This is a genomic window from Alteromonas sp. 76-1 (genome assembly GCF_900654235.1).
Lineage (GTDB): Bacteria > Pseudomonadota > Gammaproteobacteria > Enterobacterales > Alteromonadaceae > Alteromonas > Alteromonas naphthalenivorans.
Window position 1 is genome coordinate 161,343 of record NZ_LR136958.1, and the last position, 18,107, is coordinate 179,449.

The 18,107-nt window shown below is 46.0% G+C and carries 14 protein-coding genes; 9 read left to right on the forward strand and 5 right to left on the reverse strand.

The genetic code is table 11. From position 1 onward, the window contains the following. Positions 1 to 2: 2 nt before the first annotated feature. Positions 3 to 884: a LysR family transcriptional regulator gene (locus ALT761_RS00640; protein WP_129735685.1), complete on the reverse strand. Its 882-nt coding sequence runs from the start codon at positions 882 to 884 to the stop codon at positions 3 to 5. Between the two features lie 129 nt (positions 885 to 1,013). Between ALT761_RS00640 and ALT761_RS00645 the strand changes: the two genes are divergently transcribed. The 5 genes from ALT761_RS00645 to ALT761_RS00665 all read left to right on the forward strand — a co-directional run bounded on the left by ALT761_RS00645 (position 1,014) and on the right by ALT761_RS00665 (position 8,790). Continuing rightward, positions 1,014 to 2,513 (forward strand): CoA-acylating methylmalonate-semialdehyde dehydrogenase, encoded by a 1,500-nt coding sequence (locus ALT761_RS00645; RefSeq protein ID WP_129735686.1) that lies wholly within the window; start codon positions 1,014 to 1,016, stop codon positions 2,511 to 2,513. Between the two features lie 33 nt (positions 2,514 to 2,546). Continuing rightward, positions 2,547 to 3,428: a 3-hydroxyisobutyrate dehydrogenase gene (mmsB, locus tag ALT761_RS00650; RefSeq protein WP_129740533.1), complete on the forward strand. Its 882-nt coding sequence runs from the start codon at positions 2,547 to 2,549 to the stop codon at positions 3,426 to 3,428. Positions 3,429 to 3,811: 383 nt separating this feature from the next. Continuing rightward, entirely contained in the window at positions 3,812 to 4,876 is a 1,065-nt protein-coding gene (locus ALT761_RS00655) for an HlyD family secretion protein (RefSeq protein ID WP_232043511.1), read from the forward strand. After that, on the forward strand, positions 4,873 to 7,665 hold the full coding sequence (gene rbbA, locus ALT761_RS00660) for a ribosome-associated ATPase/putative transporter RbbA (protein WP_129735687.1): 2,793 nt from the start codon (positions 4,873 to 4,875) through the stop codon (positions 7,663 to 7,665). The genes ALT761_RS00655 and rbbA overlap by 4 nt, the downstream gene beginning before the upstream one ends. A gap of 3 nt (positions 7,666 to 7,668) precedes the next feature. Further along, on the forward strand, positions 7,669 to 8,790 hold the full coding sequence (locus ALT761_RS00665) for an ABC transporter permease (RefSeq protein ID WP_013786109.1): 1,122 nt from the start codon (positions 7,669 to 7,671) through the stop codon (positions 8,788 to 8,790). Positions 8,791 to 8,902: 112 nt separating this feature from the next. Here ALT761_RS00665 and ALT761_RS00670 read toward each other — a convergent pair whose 3' ends face one another. Beyond that, complete coding sequence (locus ALT761_RS00670; protein WP_013786107.1) at positions 8,903 to 10,123, reverse strand: acyl-CoA dehydrogenase family protein; 1,221 nt, start codon at positions 10,121 to 10,123, stop codon at positions 8,903 to 8,905. A gap of 338 nt (positions 10,124 to 10,461) precedes the next feature. On the opposite strand from ALT761_RS00670, the gene ALT761_RS00675 reads away from it, so the two are divergent. Together ALT761_RS00675 and ALT761_RS00680 are read left to right on the forward strand one after the other, a co-directional pair. After that, positions 10,462 to 11,367: a LysR family transcriptional regulator gene (locus tag ALT761_RS00675; protein WP_129735688.1), complete on the forward strand. Its 906-nt coding sequence runs from the start codon at positions 10,462 to 10,464 to the stop codon at positions 11,365 to 11,367. 140 nt (positions 11,368 to 11,507) lie between these two features. Further along, positions 11,508 to 12,269 (forward strand): MBL fold metallo-hydrolase, encoded by a 762-nt coding sequence (locus ALT761_RS00680; protein ID WP_041453117.1) that lies wholly within the window; start codon positions 11,508 to 11,510, stop codon positions 12,267 to 12,269. A 126-nt stretch (positions 12,270 to 12,395) separates the two neighbouring features. Here ALT761_RS00680 and ALT761_RS00685 read toward each other — a convergent pair whose 3' ends face one another. Continuing rightward, positions 12,396 to 12,740 carry a carboxymuconolactone decarboxylase family protein gene (locus tag ALT761_RS00685; RefSeq protein WP_013786104.1) on the reverse strand — a complete coding sequence of 115 codons (345 nt, stop codon included), beginning with the start codon at positions 12,738 to 12,740 and terminating at the stop codon, positions 12,396 to 12,398. A 227-nt stretch (positions 12,741 to 12,967) separates the two neighbouring features. On the opposite strand from ALT761_RS00685, the gene ALT761_RS00690 reads away from it, so the two are divergent. Further along, the gene (locus tag ALT761_RS00690) at positions 12,968 to 14,362 is read left to right on the forward strand and encodes a YcjX family protein (RefSeq protein ID WP_129735689.1); all 1,395 of its coding nucleotides are present in this window, start codon (positions 12,968 to 12,970) and stop codon (positions 14,360 to 14,362) included. Beyond that, complete coding sequence (locus tag ALT761_RS00695; RefSeq protein ID WP_129735690.1) at positions 14,355 to 15,347, forward strand: DUF697 domain-containing protein; 993 nt, start codon at positions 14,355 to 14,357, stop codon at positions 15,345 to 15,347. The genes ALT761_RS00690 and ALT761_RS00695 overlap by 8 nt, the downstream gene beginning before the upstream one ends. A 79-nt stretch (positions 15,348 to 15,426) precedes the next feature. Here the strand turns inward: ALT761_RS00695 and ALT761_RS00700 are convergent, their stop codons facing one another. Continuing rightward, positions 15,427 to 16,653 (reverse strand): threonine/serine ThrE exporter family protein, encoded by a 1,227-nt coding sequence (locus ALT761_RS00700; RefSeq protein WP_129735691.1) that lies wholly within the window; start codon positions 16,651 to 16,653, stop codon positions 15,427 to 15,429. A gap of 232 nt (positions 16,654 to 16,885) precedes the next feature. Beyond that, positions 16,886 to 18,016, reverse strand: coding sequence for a YHYH protein (locus ALT761_RS00705; protein ID WP_129735692.1), 1,131 nt, complete (start codon positions 18,014 to 18,016; stop codon positions 16,886 to 16,888). Between the last annotated feature and the right edge of the window lie 91 nt (positions 18,017 to 18,107).

An 18,107-nucleotide genomic window follows, 5' to 3' on the forward strand; every position in this document is an offset into this window, starting at 1 on the left:
CATCAAAAGATGTCAGCGTGTTTTTGCACGGTATCGTTCAACCAATCTAAAAATACATTCACTCTGGCCAAGTGCCTTACATCGCGATGAGTTGCTAGCCAAAAGGTGCGGGTAATGTTTATTTTATCTTGCAGTACCGGTTGTAGTTCATGGGCATTCTTGGCAATAAAATGAGGCAGAATACCTACGCCCGCTTTGTTTCGTAGCATTTGAAATTGCGCATTAATACTGGTGCTTTTAAGGGCGTGAAGCGGTGAAAGCAGCGATTCTTCAATGAAATTAAGCTGTGGCGCATAAATTAAATCGGGCACGTAACTTACCAGGTTAAACGGACTTAGTTGCTCGATAGACGTTGGAGCACCATGCGCTGCTACTAGATCTTCATGCATGTATAAATTTAAGCGGTAGTCGGTAAGCCTTTTAGTGTACAGCAAGCCTTTCGTGGGCTTTTCTAGCAAAATGGCAATATCGGCTTCCCGTTTATTGATATTTAAAAAGCCGCTGTTTGCCACTAACTCTACGCAAATAGCGGGGTAGCGCTGCTTAAACTCTGCCAATGCTGGGGCTAACACCCAAGAGCCAAACCCTTCAGAAGCACTAACCCTTACCGTGCCGGAAAGCTCCTGACGTTCATCGGTTAAGTCATTTCTTGCTTCTAAAATATGCCTCTCTGCATGTTCTATGTAATTGACTAAGCGCCTACCGTGATCGGTAAGCAAATAGCCTTTGTTACTTAGCTCGAACAAATTGCAATTAAGGGCTGTCTCCAGCCTTTTTACACGCCGAATAAGCGTGGTGGCATCAAGGTGTAAGTTTCTGGCAGCAATACTAATTTTTCCATTTCTAGCGAGGCCAAGAAACAGTCTTAAGTCATCCCAGTTCACATGATTACCTTTTTAACTTGCTGCAAAAATGCAGCACTGTGCTGTAACTATATTGACTTGCGGTTTTTAACGCAAGGTTTCAAAATTGTAAATAATCTGTTTTTTATTTTTAAGTTGTCGAGGTAGGTCATGAGAACCGTAACGCATTTTATTGAAGGCAAAGATTACACAGCTGAAGGCGAGCGTCACGCCGATGTGTTCGCTCCTAACACAGGAAAGGTTCAAGCCCACGTTACGCTGGCTACCGTGGAAACGGTAAATTATGCTGTTGAAGTAGCCCAAAAAGCCCAGCGTGAATGGGCAGCCACAAACCCTCAGCGCCGTGCACGGGTTATGTTTGAATTTAAACGCCTTGTTGAACAAGACAAAGACAGGCTTGCCCAATTGCTATCGAGCGAACACGGTAAAGTGCTATCCGACGCCCAAGGTGACATTCAACGAGGGCTAGAGGTTATTGAATTTGCTTGCGGCATTCCTCATGCGCAAAAAGGGGAGTACACCGATAGCGCAGGGCCGGGTATTGATGTGTATTCCATGCGCCAGCCCTTAGGTGTAGTGGCGGGGATCACGCCGTTTAACTTCCCAGCAATGATACCCATGTGGATGTTTGGCGTAGCCATTGCCTGTGGCAATGCCTTTATTTTAAAACCTTCTGAGCGCGATCCATCGGTGCCTGTTGAGCTAGCCAAACTCATGTTGCAAGCAGGGTTACCTAAAGGTGTATTGAACGTAGTACATGGTGACAAAGTGGCGGTAGATGCCTTGCTTGATCACCAAGACGTGAAAGCGGCGAGTTTTGTAGGTTCATCTGACATTGCCAATTATGTTTACGAGCGGGGTGCACGAGCCGGCAAACGTATTCAAGCCATGGGCGGTGCTAAAAACCATGGCATAGTGATGCCAGATGCAGACTTAGATCAGGTGGTGGCTGATTTAGTGGGTGCTGCGTATGGGTCTGCGGGCGAGCGATGCATGGCATTGCCTGTGGTAGTACCCGTAGGTGAGGGCACCGCAGAAAAGCTTATCGACAAGCTTATCCCTGCTATAAAAGCCATAAAAGTAAGTCACTCTGAAGATGAGTCGGCCCATTACGGCCCTGTGGTAACAGCTACCCATAAATCACGGGTTGAAGAATACATTGAACTAGCTATTTCAGAAGGCGCGAACCTTATTTACGATGGTCGCACTTCGCAAATACCTCAGCAAACTAACGGCTATTTTATTGGGCCAACGTTATTCGACAATGTCACTGCCGATATGCGCTCTTATCAAGAAGAAATCTTCGGGCCTGTGCTTCAAATTGTTCGCGCCACCGACTTTAACCACGCGGCATCGCTGGCAAGCGATCACCAATACGGTAATGGTGTGGCTATTTACACGCGAAACGGCCATGCCGCCAGAGAGTTTGCGCAACGTGTGAACGTGGGCATGGTAGGCATTAATGTACCCATTCCAGTCCCTGTGGCTTATCACACCTTCGGCGGCTGGAAGCGTTCGGCCTTTGGCGATACCAATCAGCATGGTATGGAAGGGGTTAAATTTTGGACCAAAGTGAAAACCGTTACCCAGCGATGGCCTGATGGTTCTGATACTAACGACAATGCGTTTGTTATTCCTACCATGGAATAGGCCGAGTTCAACGACATAAATTTGGAGTGAATGATGACTAAAAAAATTGCGTTTATTGGCCTAGGCAATATGGGCTCGGGTATGGCTAGAAACCTAGTGAAAAACGGGTTTAGCGTATTAGCATTTGATTTAAGCAGCGATGCTATGGCCATGGCAAAAGAGAATGGCTGTGAATTAGCCGAGTCTGCCAAGCAAGCCGTAGAGCGCTGTGATGCAGTGGTAACCATGTTACCGGCTGGCAAACACGTTAAGGGCATATACGAAGAAACCGTATTGCCCAATGCAAAATCAGGTACCTTGCTATTAGATTGTTCAACCATAGATGTGGCCACTGCCAAGGAAGTCGGCGGCATGGCAAAAACGCAGGGCTTGCTTATGGTAGACGCACCAGTATCTGGCGGCACCAAGGCTGCAGGCGACGGCACCCTTACTTTTATGGTGGGAGGAGAAAGTGCTGCCTTCGAACAGGCAGAAAAAGTACTTTCAGCCATGGGTAAGAAAATTATTCATGCGGGGGAATGTGGGGCAGGGCAATCCGCTAAAATTTGCAACAACATGCTGCTAGGAGCCAGCATGATTGCTACCTGTGAAGCGTTTCAACTAGCTGAAAAGCTAGATTTAGATCCACAGGTATTTTTCGATATTGCCTCGAATGCATCAGGTCAAACATGGTCGATGACCAGCTACTGCCCCGTAAAGGGGGTAGGCCCAGCGAGCCCTGCCGATAATGACTTTGCCGGTGGTTTTGCCGCGGCGCTTATGGTGAAAGATCTGACCTTAGCCATGCAGGGCGCTGAGTCTGTGGGAGCAAAAGTGCCGATGGGAGAAAGAGCTGCCGAGTTATATCGTGCGTATTGTGAACAAGCACAAGAAAACGGTGGGCTGGATTTTTCTTCTATTATCAAAACCCTTTAGCTCAACGCTTCTATCTTTAGGATTTTAGCTAAAAAGCTCTGCTTAAAACTTGATTATTCAAGGTGTAAAAAAGGTGCAAGAAAGGCAAAGGCGACTTTCATTTTTTGCACCTTTACCAGGTTCGATATTCTTTTACTTTCCATACAAAAATCCTCGCTTACGCTTCTAAGCAATATCTGTTTTAAAAACTTCAGCTTACTAATAGCTCAACACTACGTTTTGTTGATTTAGAACAAAGATGCTTCCGCCCTAATGGGTACACTGGGTTATTAGCTAGAAAACCGTTAATTAATTAAATCACAGGGGCAACATATTCGTTCCCCACACCGTGAAAACACTCGCGCTTTTTATACAGCGAGATTCATTACACAGGAAGCGTTGCCGTGAAGACAGTGAAGAAGACCCCCTTCGTTTTAGTTTTTTTGTTTATGGTATTGTTAGTGCTTGGCTATAACGCCTTATTCGGTGATGCAGAACAAGAAGATGTGGTGTCGAGCAATGGGCGGATTGAAGCGATCGAAATTGGTATTGCTGCCAAGGTAGCGGGAAGAGTAGAAGCTATTTTTGTAGATGAAGGCGAGCAAGTAGAAGAGGGAATGCTAGTCGCAGAGCTTGATACTACAACGATTAAAGGTCAGCTTCGTCAAGCTAATGCCCAGCGTGTGCAGGCGCAAAGTGCAGTAGCCGCGGCGCACATGGCCATTGCTCAACGTGAGAGTGAAAAGGTGGCCTTACAGGCCGCGTTGCTTCAAACCGAAGCCGAACTAAAAGCGGCAGAAGCTCATGCAAGACGCACCAATGAATTATCAAAAACCGGTGCGGTGTCGAAACAGTTAGCCGAAGATAACTTAACCACGGTAGAAAGTGCGAAGGCGGCAGTGAATGCTGCTTCGGCAAGACTTGCTGCCGCAGACGCTACCATTGAAGCCTCTAAATCTCAGTACTTGTCAGCCCAAGCGGCGGTAACGGCAAGCGATGCCACCATCGCGCAAATTGAATCTGAAATAGACGATATGTTATTAAAAGCACCGCGTAACGGGCGTATTCAATACCGTGTTGTGCAACCTGGTGAAGTGGTTGCAGCGGGTGGGCGTGTATTAAGCCTTGTGGATTTAACCAATGTTTATATGACGTTCTATTTGCCTGCTACCCAAGTAGGGCGGCTTTCTATTGGCTCTAAAGCGCGTATTGTTTTAGATGCTGCATCTGATATTTCTATTCCCGCCAGCATTTCTTATGTGGCAGATGTCGCGCAATTTACGCCTCGTTCAGTGGAAACTGAAAGTGAGCGAGAAAAATTGATGTTCCGAGTAAAAGCACAAATTCCAAAAGACTTGCTGCAAAAGCATATTGAAAAAGTGAAGACAGGCCTGCCTGGAGTGGTATGGGTAAAGCTTGATGACAATGCCGCGTGGCCAAGTGATGTGCCTGAATTGGTTGCGCTATGAAAGACGTCATTACCTGCGAAGGTCTGACGGTTCATTACAAATCAACTACCGCCATCGCAGGCATCTCACTTCAAATTCCGCGCGGTGCAACGGTAGGTTTCATTGGGCCTGATGGCGTGGGGAAATCTACGCTTTTATCGCTTATTGCTGGTGAACGCGCGTTGCAACAAGGTACGCTTAATGTCCTTGATGGCGACATGCGTGAGCGGGCTCACCGAGAAGCCATTTGTGCGGATATTGCCTACATGCCTCAGGGATTGGGCAAGAACCTATATCCCACCTTATCGGTTGAAGAAAACTTACAGTTTTTCGCCAAGCTATTTGGGCACGGACGCGCCGAGCGTCGCAAACGTATCGACAATTTAACTAAGCGCACCGGGCTATTTCCTTTCCTATCACGGCCCGCGGGCAAGCTGTCTGGTGGAATGAAGCAAAAGTTAGGCTTATGCTGTGCCCTTATTCACGACCCCAAATTGCTGATTTTAGATGAGCCTACTACCGGTGTAGACCCGTTAGCGCGCAGTCAATTTTGGCGCTTAATTGCGGATATTCGAAAAGGGCAGGTTGATCTAACTGTGCTGGTTGCCACCGCGTACATGGATGAAGCGCAGCAATTTGAACATCTTATTGCCATGAACGAAGGCAAGGTGTTAGCCACAGGTACGCCGAAAGAACTGCTGGCGAAAACCCAAACGGATAATCTAGAGTCGGCATTTATTGCCCTATTGCCGGAATCGATAAAACGTAATCACTTGCCCGTGGTTATAACCCCTATTGATGAAAGCGCTCACGCACCTATTGCCATAGAGGCGAAAAGTCTCACCATGAAGTTTGGTGATTTTACAGCGGTAGATAACGTCAGCTTTTCTATTAAAAAAGGCGAAATATTTGGCTTTCTGGGGTCGAATGGCTGTGGTAAATCGACCACCATGAAAATGCTAACTGGGTTACTACCACAAACCTCCGGCGAAGCATGGATGTTAGGCAGTGTATTAGATCCTAACGACATTGCCACGCGATACCGTGTGGGCTATATGTCACAAAGCTTTTCCTTGTATACCGAACTTACCGTTGAACAAAATCTGGTATTACACGCGCGGCTATTTACGCAGTCCGATAACCAAGATAACAAGCAGCGCGAAGCCCGCGTACAAGAGATGCTACAGCGCTTTTCACTTAGCCAATACAAAGATGCTCTACCCGCATCGTTGCCTTTAGGGTTACGTCAACGGTTGTCGCTGGCAGTAGCCATGGTACACAAGCCTGAGGTGTTGATTCTTGATGAACCCACATCAGGGGTTGATCCCATAGCGAGGGATAATTTCTGGCGACTACTTATTAGCTTAGCCAGAGAAGATGGCGTCACTATCTTTATTTCAACACACTTTATGAACGAAGCGGCAAGGTGCGATCGCATTTCGCTTATGCACGCTGGCAAAGTGCTGGTAACTGATTCACCTGAGGCCATTGTGGCCCACAAGCAAGCTGCGACCTTAGAAGAAGCGTTTATCGACTACTTAGAAGCCGCGCAGCCAAGTAAAGATGATGTGCAAAGCGAAGAGGCTAGCTTGAAGAAAGGTGTTTCTTCAGCGGGACAAGAAGCCAGCCCGGAAAAAGAAGATACCCGCGCAGTGCCTGCGGCTACAAAACAAAAGAGCCGCTATAAACAGTCGCTACAACGTTTAATGAGTTATGCCACCCGTGAAACGCTGGAGTTAATGCGCGACCCTATCCGCTTAACCATGGCATTTTTAGGCTCTATCGTATTGATGCTGGTCATTGGCTATGGCATAACCATGGATGTAGAAGACTTACAATATGCGGTGTTCGACCGCGACAAGTCTGCCATTAGTGAGCAATACACCAATAGCCTTGCAGGTTCACGATATTTCGTCACTCAACCTGATATTACCAGTTATGAAGATATGGACCGGCGAATGAAAAGTGGCGAGTTGTCACTGGCTATTGAGATACCGCCGGACTTCGGGCAAAAGCTACATAAAGGTGAGAACGTACAAATTGGCGCATGGATAGATGGCTCTATGCCTTCTAGAGCCGAAACTATCGAAGGCTATGTTGAAGGCATTCACTTAACCTGGTTGTTAGAACAAGCTTCTCAAATGAGCACAACCACTTCTACCTCGCTGATTGATGTGCAATCTCGCTATTTGTATAACCCAGATATTAAAAGCTTAGTTGCCATTGTACCTGCGGTTATTCCAATGCTGTTATTGATGATACCGGCGTTGCTTACTTCATTAGCCGTGGTGCGAGAAAAAGAACTGGGATCAATTATTAATTTGTATGTAACGCCAGTATCGAAACTCGAATTTTTGCTGGGTAAACAAGTGCCCTATATCCTTACTTCGTTTGTAAGCTTCATTTTATTGGTACTGATGGCGGTGTACTTTTTTAAAGTACCGCTTAAAGGCGATGTCTTCGCGTTTGCCATAATCGCGTTATTGTTTGTGACCTTTTCTACCAGTTTTGGCTTGTTGGCGTCTGTTTTTACCAACAGCCAAATTGCCGCTATTCTACTTACTACCATAGGAACCATGGTACCTGCGGTACAATTTGCAGGCATGATTACGCCGGTTTCAGCGCTAGAGGGTATTGGTAAAGTTATTGGAGAAATGCACCCCATAAGCTACTTCTTGTTAGCCAGTCGAGGCATTTTCAGCAAAGGGTTAGGGTTTGGCACTTTAGATTTTGCGGTATATGCCATAGCGATTGGCATTCCCGTTACCCTTTGGTTGTCAGTGGTGCTGCTTAAGAAACAGGAACGCTAAGACATGAAGATGAATAATGTATTACACCTTAGCGTAAAAGAACTGTGGAGCTTATGGCGCGACCCTGTGATGTTGGTGCTCATTTTCTATGTATTCACCTTAAACATTTACACTGCGGCCACAGCAGTACCTGAATCTTTGCACAATGCGCCTATCGCGTTTGTGGATCACGACCGTTCGCAGCTTTCTCATCGGGTAATAGACGGCTTCGTGCCACCATATTTTTTAACACCTGATATTATTACAGATCAAGAGGTTAACCCCAGCTTAGATACAGGCAAGTACACCTTTGTAGTGACCATACCGCCTGAATTCGAAAAAGATGTGATGAAGGGGTCAGTACCTGATGTACAAGTTAACGTAGATGCTACCCGCATTAGCCAAGCTTTTACTGGTAATGGCTATATTACGGAAATTATCGGCGAAGAGGTGGCCGCTTATGTGGCTGGGTATAAGTCAGAAACCAGTTACATTGTAGACTTAATCATGCGCGCACGGTTTAACCCCGCGTTAGAAAGTTTTTGGTTTGGCTCCGTTATGGAGCTCATTAATGCGGTGACCATGATTGCCATTATTTTATCGGGCGCCGCGCTTATTCGAGAAAAAGAGCGGGGTACGGTAGAGCACTTGCTGGCAATGCCGGTATCTAGCAGTGAAATTATGTTGTCGAAAATTGCCGCTACATTGTTGATGGTATGGCTTGCTACACTCATGTCTGTGTATTTAGTGATTCAATATGTACTGGGCGTTCCCATAAATGGCGACGTGTGGTTATTTATGCTGGCGGTGGCCATTCACCTGTTTGCGGTGAGTAGTTTAGGTATATTCATGGCAACCATTGCGCGCTCTATGCCACAGTTTGGGCTTTTACTTATCTTAGTACTACTACCGCTTCAGTTGCTGTCTGGTGGTGTAACACCAAGAGAAAGCATGCCTGACTTAATTCAAAATATTATGCTTATTGCGCCTAATACTCACTTTGTTATGGCATCACAAGGTGTGCTGTACAGAGGAGCTGGGCTAAGTGTGGTGTACCCTCAACTTATTGCGCTAACATTTATTGGTGGGGTATTTTATTATATTGCCCTACGTCGATTTAAAAGCACCGTGGGTAGCATGGCATGATCTTCTACATGGCACGAGCTACTAATAAATGGGGTATACATGCCCTATGTCGTAAAAACCAAACTTAACTTAAGCCACGCTAAAGTAATCACTTTAGCGTGGCTAACAGCCCTTACTGATACTTTCTAAGCTCTATGCGCGACACCATGCCTTTATGCACTTCATCAGGGCCATCAGCTAATCGTAGTGCGCGAGCACCTGCAGCAAAGCGTGCTAATGGGAAGTCGCTACACATGCCAGCACCACCATGAATTTGCAGTGCCATGTCGACGACCGATTGCAGCATGTTTGGCACCACTACTTTAATGGCAGATATTTCTGTCATGGCGTGCTTCACCCCAAGGTTATCTATCTTCCATGCTGCGTGAAGGGTTAATAGCCTTGCTTGCTCTATGGCCATTCGAGCTTCAGCAACACGCTCTAAATTACCGCCTAAGCGGATAATAGGCTTACCAAACGCGACCCGTTCGTGCCCACGCTTAAGGGCAAGTTCAAGTGATTTTTCAGCCATGCCGATAGCGCGCATACAATGGTGAATACGGCCAGGCCCTAAGCGCCCTTGAGCTATAGCAAAGCCTTTGCCTAACCCCATCACTAGGTTTTCTTTGCTTACCCGTACATTATCAAAATGCATTTCACCATGACCGTAAGGGGCATCGTAATCGCCGTAGGCATCGAGCATACGGGTTATGGTAATTCCTGGTGTATCTAGTGGCACAATCACCATGCTATGGCGGCTATGTTTGTCGTTTTCAGGGTTAGATAAACCCATGAATATAGTAAATGCAGCGTTGGGATGACCTAAACCAGTAGACCACCATTTTTTGCCGTTAATCACGACATCATCGCCATCTTCAATAATGGTCGCTGCCATATTGGTGGCGTCAGAGGAGGCTACGTCAGGCTCTGTCATGCCAAACACGGAGCGTATTTCACCTGCTAGCAATGGGGTAAGCCACTTGGCTTTTTGGGCATCGTTACCAAAGTGATAAAGCACTTCCATGTTTCCCGTATCTGGCGCGTTACAGTTGAATATTTCAGGGGCGAAAAGAAATCTGCCCATGCGCTCTGCCATAGGCGCATATTCAAGAGTAGTTAACCCTTTGCCAAGCTCAGCATCTGGCAAAAATAAATTGGCTAACCCTGCCTCGCGCGCTTTTTGTTTAAGTGCCTCGGTGCCAGGGTGTAACTTCCATTTTTTCCAATCACCGTGGTGGTTCTCTTTATGATGAAAATCATAAACTTCATTTTCAATGGGCTCGATATGTTCAGCAATAAATGCATCAAGTTTTTCGAGTAGGGCGTTTGTTTTATCGTTATGCGAAAAATCCATGACTATCCTCGGGTGCTTAACAAATGGCTAGTAGCTTAAAAAGCAGTGGGTAATAAATTTGATAGCTATAGCCTAGTTTAGTTACTAGAATGAATGAAATGAAATATCGTCCACCAGTATTGTGAATACTATTCATTATATTGTGATGTTGGGATGCGCTTTTAACAGCCGTTTTTAACAACCGCTTTTAACAGCCGTTTTTAACAACCGCTTTTAACCGCCAGTTTAAAGGCCAGTTTCAATAGGTGGCTTTAGCATAGTTTTACAGCACAGCTTTACAGCACGGCTTTACAGCATAGTGTGGTGGTAGGTGGTTTAGGTAGTAAAGGGGAGCCTTAATGCAAGATAATCGGCAATTTGAAAAGCTCGATTTAAACTTACTGAAAGTGTTTGAAGCTTTGTGGCAGCAGCGCAACATGACTCATGCGGCGGAGTCGCTGCATATCACCCCATCAGCGGTTAGCCACGCTATGCGACGGTTTCGCGAAATTCTTGGCGACCCACTATTTGCTCGTGAAAAAAATCATATGCTGCCTACGGCCGCCTGCGAACGGTTAGCACCTCAAATTCTAGAGGCGTTAGCCAATATTCGTCGTGCATTAAGTGAATTTACCGTCTTTAACCCCGCTCACAGCCATCAGCGTTTCGTTATTGCCATGCAAGAGTCGTTAGAACTTAGTGTGTTACCGGCACTATTGGCCAAGCTTGAAGTGCATGCGCCTAATGTTGAAATTGTCAGTGCGCGATTAAATCGCGACACCATGGTAGCCGACTTAAGCAATCGCAATTTACATTTAGTGGTAGACATTGGCCGACCTATTTCACCGCCGGTTGAACATTGTTTGCTAACCCGTGATAACTACGCTGTATTAATGAATACACAGCATGCTTTGCGTAACAGCCTAAGTGCAGAGGCGTATTTACATGCGCGGCATATTACTGTGTCGAATCGAATAAAAGGAGCCTCGGTAGAGGAGATTGCCCTACAGCAACTTGGCGTAAGTCGACCTTCACTATGGCGGTGTCAAAACTATCGGGCCGCGGCAGAAGTTACCGCGAATACCAACGCACTACTAACCTTACCAGGCTCTATTGCCAGTGCGCTTGCTGACGAAAACTTAAGTATCGCAGCACTGCCCTTCAACCTACCCGCATTGGAAACACATCTGTACTGGCATCAGCATCAAGAAGGTGAGCCAGGGTTAATGTGGCTTAAGGCTCTGGTATTACAGTTGTTTGCGTAATCTGGTTATTGCGTGTAATGTTTGCTAGTATTTCAGCATAAATTATTGGCTTGCTGTGCTATTTTCTTGCAGTGCTGTAAAAGGTCACATAGAAAGCGCACATAATATTAATGGCAGTGTTCAACGCCTTGAGAACTCAAATGAAGATCCACACCATTTCTGGCTACATTCAACACATATACCTGGCTGAGCACGAGCATGGCCTACTGTTGTTAGATGGGTGTAGTCGCGCAGACGTTGAAACGGTGAGCCAGTTTATTACTGATACTTTACATCGGCCATTAAGTGACTTAAAACTCATTGTGGTAACACACATGCACCCCGACCATGCTGGTGGGGCAGTTCGACTAAAAGCGTTAACCGGGGCGCCTATTGCTGCACACCCCAAAGCAAAAAGTTGGTATGCAGGCTTAATGGGTAGAGCAGCCCACGCCATTGATTTGGGCTTAACGTGGTGGGTGGCAAACCGTATAGGCAAGCAGCGAGAGTCTATTTGGTATAACCCTGTATTGCGTGCTGATATTTTGCTGGAAGACGAGCAAAATCTGCCCTTTTTTAACGAGTGGAAAGTGCTATATTCACCTGGGCACACTGACCACGATCTCACTATTATGCACGAACCTACGCGGCAAGCGTACGTGGCCGATTTATTGGTGAAAGTAAAAGGTGAGTTAGTACCACCTTACCCCCTATGCCATCCAAATCAGTACCGTAAGTCGTTGCAGCGCATTGCGCAGTCGTCTATAGAAACTATTTTCTGCGCCCACGTTGCCCCAGTGCAATTGACTGATATTCCTTTCGACCACGTTATCGAGAACGCGCCTACCTTGCCAAAGAATCACTGGCACTCAGCTAAAAACCGTATAAATCGAAAGCTGTTTGGCAAAACCGCTCAGCACTAGTGGGTTCAGTAAAAGTGCATATTGCAAAAGTGCGAAGGCGGCTGTATTTAAAGGCGCTTTAGCCAAAGCCGCTAAAGACAAAGCCACTTAAGACAAAGCCACCATGCTAAATTCGGTGAACGCATATTACCCTTGAGTAAATTGCTCGTAGGCTAACATGGCATCGGCAGCGTACATCAGTGACGGGCCTCCGCCCATATAAATTGCCATCCCTAGTGTTTCTTCTAACTCTTCTTTGGTTACGTCTAAATCGACCAATGCTTTTACATGAAAGCCAATACAGCCGTCGCACCGTGTTGAAATACCAATAGCCAATGCAATCAGCTCTTTGGTCTTTTTATCTAGCGCGCCGTCTTGAGTCGCGGCTTTCGCCATGGCTGAAAACCCTTGCATGGTGTCGGGTATGCCAGCACGAAGAGACTTCATATTATCCGAAATGCGTTTAGTTATATCAGGGTACGACTTGCTCATTTGATGATCCTTTTTACTATTAACGGTAAAGACTAAGCACAAAGTAAGTAAATCTTTATATGCATGTAATCTTATATATCAATGCATCATATTATGGTCAATATAGAGTACGGCGAAATGGTGGAAGTTGTAACAAAACGTGCAATATGCTTGTCTTACATCAATTAATGACCACATTATGTAGAAGCACGTATGTTTAAGTGCAACTAAAAGGAAACGGGTGGCTCATGCAAAACAGTTTGTCTTCTTTACTTGATAAGGTGCGCTCAGCCGCGTCTGCATCAGGAGAAACCCTGTCTGATATCTTCAGTAAAGAAACCCATAGGTTTACCATTACCGGCTTAAGCCGAAGTGGCAAATCCATGTTGTTTACCAGCTTAATGACCATGCTGAAAAGTCGTAGCGAAGAGGGTTATGCTTGTATGCCTCTGTTGCGATACCTTCCGCCTTCACAGGTTGAGTTCATGCGAATTGAACCCATAGACGGGTATAAGCCATTTCCTCTTGATGAGAACATGGCTGCATTGGCTGAGGGCCGCTGGCCTGCCGCTACGGAAGAAGCTTATGGTTTTAAGCTTATCGTGCGGTTAACACAAACCACCAGTATTAAACGCCACGTGCTACCCCATACCGATATTGTTTTCGAGTTTATCGACTACCCAGGGGAGTGGATAACTGATATCCCCATGCTAGGTAAAACCTATGCCCAGTGGTCTGATTCTGCGTGGGCTCAATTAAGCAGCGGGCCCCAGCAGCATTTTGCAAATGATTGGAAGGCCGTTGTGAATGCCTTTGACTTCGAACAATCACCTACTCAAGACAATATTAATGAACTTGTAAGTGCTTATCGACACTATTTAGTGATAGCGAAAAAAAATGGTATATCTCTACTACAGCCTGGCAGTTTCTTATTAGATTCAAGTGATTTTGATTGGCAGCAGCTAGGGTTTGCGCCGTTACCGTCGAGTATTACCAGCGATGTATCTCATCCTTGGTACAAAGCATTTGAAAGTCATTTTACTGCGTTTCAAAAAGACTGGTTAACGCCGTTAAAGCAGTCTGTATTTCGAGAAACCGATAAACAAATTATTTTGGTGGATTTATTCGAGGGTTTAAATCACAGCCGTCAGCATTTGTATCAATTAAAAGAAACGCTTAGTCATTTGGCCGACACTTTTGTGTACGGCCAAACAGGATGGTTTGCCCGCAATGTTATGCGTAAAGAAGCCATTGGCCGAGTGGCTTTTGTAGCCACAAAAGCTGATTTAATACCGGTGTCTGAACGGGAAAACTTGCTATCGTTACTTAAGCAGGTTACCGAAGGGGCCAGAGCCCGTTTTGTTGATAAACCCATTCAGTTTGAGCACTTTTTAGTATCGGCAATCCAAGTGACTGATGAAGGTAGTTCGCCGAACGCATTGCGTTATCAAGATGCCGAGAATGGCTACGTAGAAGCGGCATTTGAACCTATACCTGCTTCACTTAAAGCCATGGAAGCAGATGCACACTTTCCTGTATTGAACACCCAAGTGCCACAAGATTATATGGCGCGAATACTATCCGGCAGAGGATTGGACAGATTACTGCAGTTCTTGTTGGCCGAAGGAGTTTCCAATGAATAAGCAAAACTCGATGAACGAACAAAGCTCAATGGATAAACAACGCTCGATGGATGAACAAAGCTCGATGTATAAAAATACCGAGAAACCAGCAAGTGCAGCTCCGCCAGCCTATCGGCCCAAAGTGGTACAGCAGCGCCTTGATATTACGCCACCCGATACGGCGATGCCCGCAAAAACTGAAACCAACGAATGGCAAATGGACAGCGCAAAAGCACGTATTTCCATTGGTGGATTAACCTTAGGGCTAGGTGTACTTTCTATTATTGGCTTTTTTGTTTTCGATGCCTACACCACCCTTACCGCAAGCGTGGTCGAGCATCCTATTGCTAGCACTGCTTTGGCAGCAATGCTTAGCGGGTTTGTAGCTTGTTTTAGCTATTTAAGCTTTCGAGAATGGCGAGGCTATAAACAAATCAATAAGGCCATTGATGATGGGCAAACTATCGCGTCGTTAACGGGTGAAGACAGCATTGAGACCGTGGATAAGGTACTCAAACGCCATGGTAGCCGTTTTACCTCATCGTCTTATGCTGCGCATTGTTTCGCTATTTACCAAAAGCAGCTACACAATGATATGTCTGCCAAAGAGCGGCTTGAGCTATATCACGATACGGTATTAAACGCGGTGCAACAAAAAGCGCAGAAAGTGCTTAACAAAGAATCGATTACCGCAGGAAGCTTGGCATTTATCAGTCCGAATAACTTAATTCAAACCTTTGCTGTAATGTGGATAAGCTTTCGTACCATAAGGCGCATGGCTAAAATTTATGGCCTTCGACCCGGCACCATAGGCAATTGGAAACTACTTGGCGTATTAGCACAAAATATTGCTGCGCAGGGCGTTTTCGATTTAGCGACTGACGAAGTCGCCAACCAAATTGGTGGCTCGTTAAGTGCTAAATTCATGGAAAATTCCGCTGAAGCCGTTGCCGCAGGGGCGCTTAACGTACGCTTAGGAAAGGCGTTAATGAAGCTATTGAAATGAAGCTATTAAAACAAAGGTAAACAACAGCGTTATGAATAACGCTGTTGTTTTAGCTGTGCTTGTTAAGTAAATGAATACACTACAGCGCTTTTTTAGTTGGCATCACAACGTTAGCAAAAATAAGCCCTGCCACTAGCGACATAAAGATCAAGAACACTTCTTGGCCTAAATGATCGGCTTGCACAAAGTCCTGCCCCGAAATAAACGAGTTCAACCCAATATAAGTTTTAGACCCCGGCACCAATACAATTAGCCCATGCATAGCCACAATGGTAGCAGGTTGGTTAACAATGCGGGTGAAGCCGTTGGCAAATAACCCCAGCGCGAAGGCACCTACGAATGCGCCTAGCCCTGGGCTCATGTAATCAGAGCTCCACGCTGTGGCACTGTAGGCAATAAAGGCCGCTGCCATGGCCCACGGAATATGCTTCACCCGGGTGCGAAAAATAGCCACTAGTGCCAAACATAACAAAAACACCGATAACCACGTCGCCCAATAAGGCAGTGACTCAGCCGGTTGATATACGTTTTCGCCAAATAAACTAAAGCCTGCCGATACACCTAAAAAAGCACCGAAATAGAGCTTAAACAACTGCATTACTGCATCCATGGTGCGAGCGGTGCCTGATACCATATTGCGGGACGAAAGCTCGGCTAGCCCCATGGTAAGGGCAAGCCCGGGAACAAATACTATCACCGAGGAAAGTACAATAAGAGGAATGTTAATACCTGGGTCGATGTAAGTACCAATAGCACACGCGAGTAGGGCAGCAATAAAAGCGGTAGCCGGTTCTAGCATTAAATTAACCCGCTTAGAACGCTCGGACCACAGCGTCCATACATAGGCAAGTAAGCCTAGTAAACCTGACCATCCAATTTCAGCCCAGCTTGCACCCATTAGCATGGCGAAGGCGCTGGTAGCCATACCGAACGCGCCACCCGTAAGCCATTTCCCATAGGGGCTACCCATAGCATCAATTTCGTCTAAGCGCTTATCGGCCTCGGTAAGCGTAAGTTTGCCACCCAGTAAGGAACTTGCTAATTCGTCGGTAAGAGACAATGCATTCATGTCTAGGTCGCCGGGAAGTAGGCGAGAAGCATGATTGTATTCATCTTCGTGTCTATCACTCCAAATAACAAAAGTTAATGAAGTCGGAGTGGAAATAAATGAAGCGTGCACGCCTAAGTAGGTGGCAACTTCTAGTAAGTAAGCTTCTAGTCGAAAAGCAGGCGTGCCGTATTTGTGCAGCATTTTGCCAAGCTTTACAATAAATCTCCGAATTTGAATAAATTCTACAGTGTCCAACGACTTGTCCTACTTGGGGGTTATTTTTTAATAAAAATAAAAGTGCATTCACCGCTAAGTGCGGTAGCGAAATAAGCCAAGCCTAAGTTTTTGAGTATAAAAAGGCTTGGCTAAAATTTGCGCGGATTGTAGAGGCAAAATAAGCATAACGCAAAAAACATTTATTAAATTTTCACGTTAGAAAAACTAATGCTTTTTTTTACTAAGATGCGCCACGAAGAAGGCGCTTATTTTAAGGAAGGTCACCGGGAGGGCCATCACCATGAGGGCCATGATCACCAGGACCGCCAGGAGGGCCTCGCTTGGTATCGCACTGCATGCTGTCACCCTGTATAGCGCAACCTTGAGGTGCACTGAAACAGGCTAAAATTTGGTTACTTCCGGCATCGCCAGCATGGTAGTGGTAACCGATTTCACCCTCTTTCTCTTTACCAACGCTACTTCCATCTAGAGCATGCCCGCCGCAGTCATCAAGATCATCAGGTACTTGTCCATCAGGGAGTTTACGTTCAAAAATAGTAAAACCGTCTAGTGCTACGCCTAACATTTTGCCGTGGGTAGAAAGCGCAGTATCAATAGATGAGCATTCGGTAATGGCATGGTAATGGTACCCAACATGAGGGTTAACGTGTCCGCCACAGTCATCAAAGGGGGCAAGAGTATAAGCGCCTAAAATGGCATCAACTGGCGCAGGCGCATCCATCTTAATACCATTGAAAGCAAGCCCTACTCCCCCATGAGGGTCGAATTGGGTAATGCGTGATGCTTTTTTAGGGTAGGCGGGAATAAGGTATTTTTGCGGTTCGACATCTTCCGCGTATTCAGGTTGGCATTCAACGCAGTAGTTCTGATATTCGGGGGCAACATCAGGGCGTGCAGCAGCAAGGCAGGCATCTTTGCTGTCGGTCACTTTAACTTCACCCGTTTCAGGGTTAAATAGCTGCCAATTGTCATCACTATAGAAGGTGGCCAAATTCTCTATAAACTTGCCATCTGCATCGTATACCTGGTTGTCACTCAACCAAATCCCTGTGTCTTCGGCCGTATCGCTGATATTACGCGGGCACCATGGCCCTTTGTCGTGGCCAACGTCAATGCCACTATTTACTGGCATAGTAACGATATAACACGAAGATTCACTGCCATCGCTCAAGGTGCAGTCGACAAGGCTATCACTAACAATCACGTCATCAGTAAAGTATTCGGTAATGGTTGGGAGTGAAGCGCTTGTACTTTGTTTTGTTGATTCTTTTTTGGGGTGCTCGTGGGAGTCTGGGTTGGAATGATCGCCGCACGCGGCGAGTGTACTTAGGGTGAGCACCCCCGCGACCAACGCGAGTCTTCGTAGTTTGTTATTCTTCATTGCTATCCTTTTCCACACGGTTAAAACAAAGCTGATTAATAATAGTAGCTTACAGGGGACTTTTTGGATTAACACTGATAAATAATAAATA

Coding starts and splice junctions, on each gene's coding strand:
- ALT761_RS00705 (WP_129735692.1), bottom strand. CDS start 18,016: ATGAAGAATAACAAACTACGAAGACTCGCGTTGGTCGCGGGGGTGCTC.
- ALT761_RS00675 (WP_129735688.1), top strand. CDS start 10,462: ATGCAAGATAATCGGCAATTTGAAAAGCTCGATTTAAACTTACTGAAA.
- ALT761_RS00645 (WP_129735686.1), top strand. CDS start 1,014: ATGAGAACCGTAACGCATTTTATTGAAGGCAAAGATTACACAGCTGAA.
- mmsB (WP_129740533.1), top strand. CDS start 2,547: ATGACTAAAAAAATTGCGTTTATTGGCCTAGGCAATATGGGCTCGGGT.
- ALT761_RS00670 (WP_013786107.1), bottom strand. CDS start 10,123: ATGGATTTTTCGCATAACGATAAAACAAACGCCCTACTCGAAAAACTT.
- ALT761_RS00665 (WP_013786109.1), top strand. CDS start 7,669: ATGAAGATGAATAATGTATTACACCTTAGCGTAAAAGAACTGTGGAGC.
- ALT761_RS00685 (WP_013786104.1), bottom strand. CDS start 12,740: ATGAGCAAGTCGTACCCTGATATAACTAAACGCATTTCGGATAATATG.
- ALT761_RS00695 (WP_129735690.1), top strand. CDS start 14,355: ATGAATAAGCAAAACTCGATGAACGAACAAAGCTCAATGGATAAACAA.
- ALT761_RS00680 (WP_041453117.1), top strand. CDS start 11,508: ATGAAGATCCACACCATTTCTGGCTACATTCAACACATATACCTGGCT.
- rbbA (WP_129735687.1), top strand. CDS start 4,873: ATGAAAGACGTCATTACCTGCGAAGGTCTGACGGTTCATTACAAATCA.
- ALT761_RS00690 (WP_129735689.1), top strand. CDS start 12,968: ATGCAAAACAGTTTGTCTTCTTTACTTGATAAGGTGCGCTCAGCCGCG.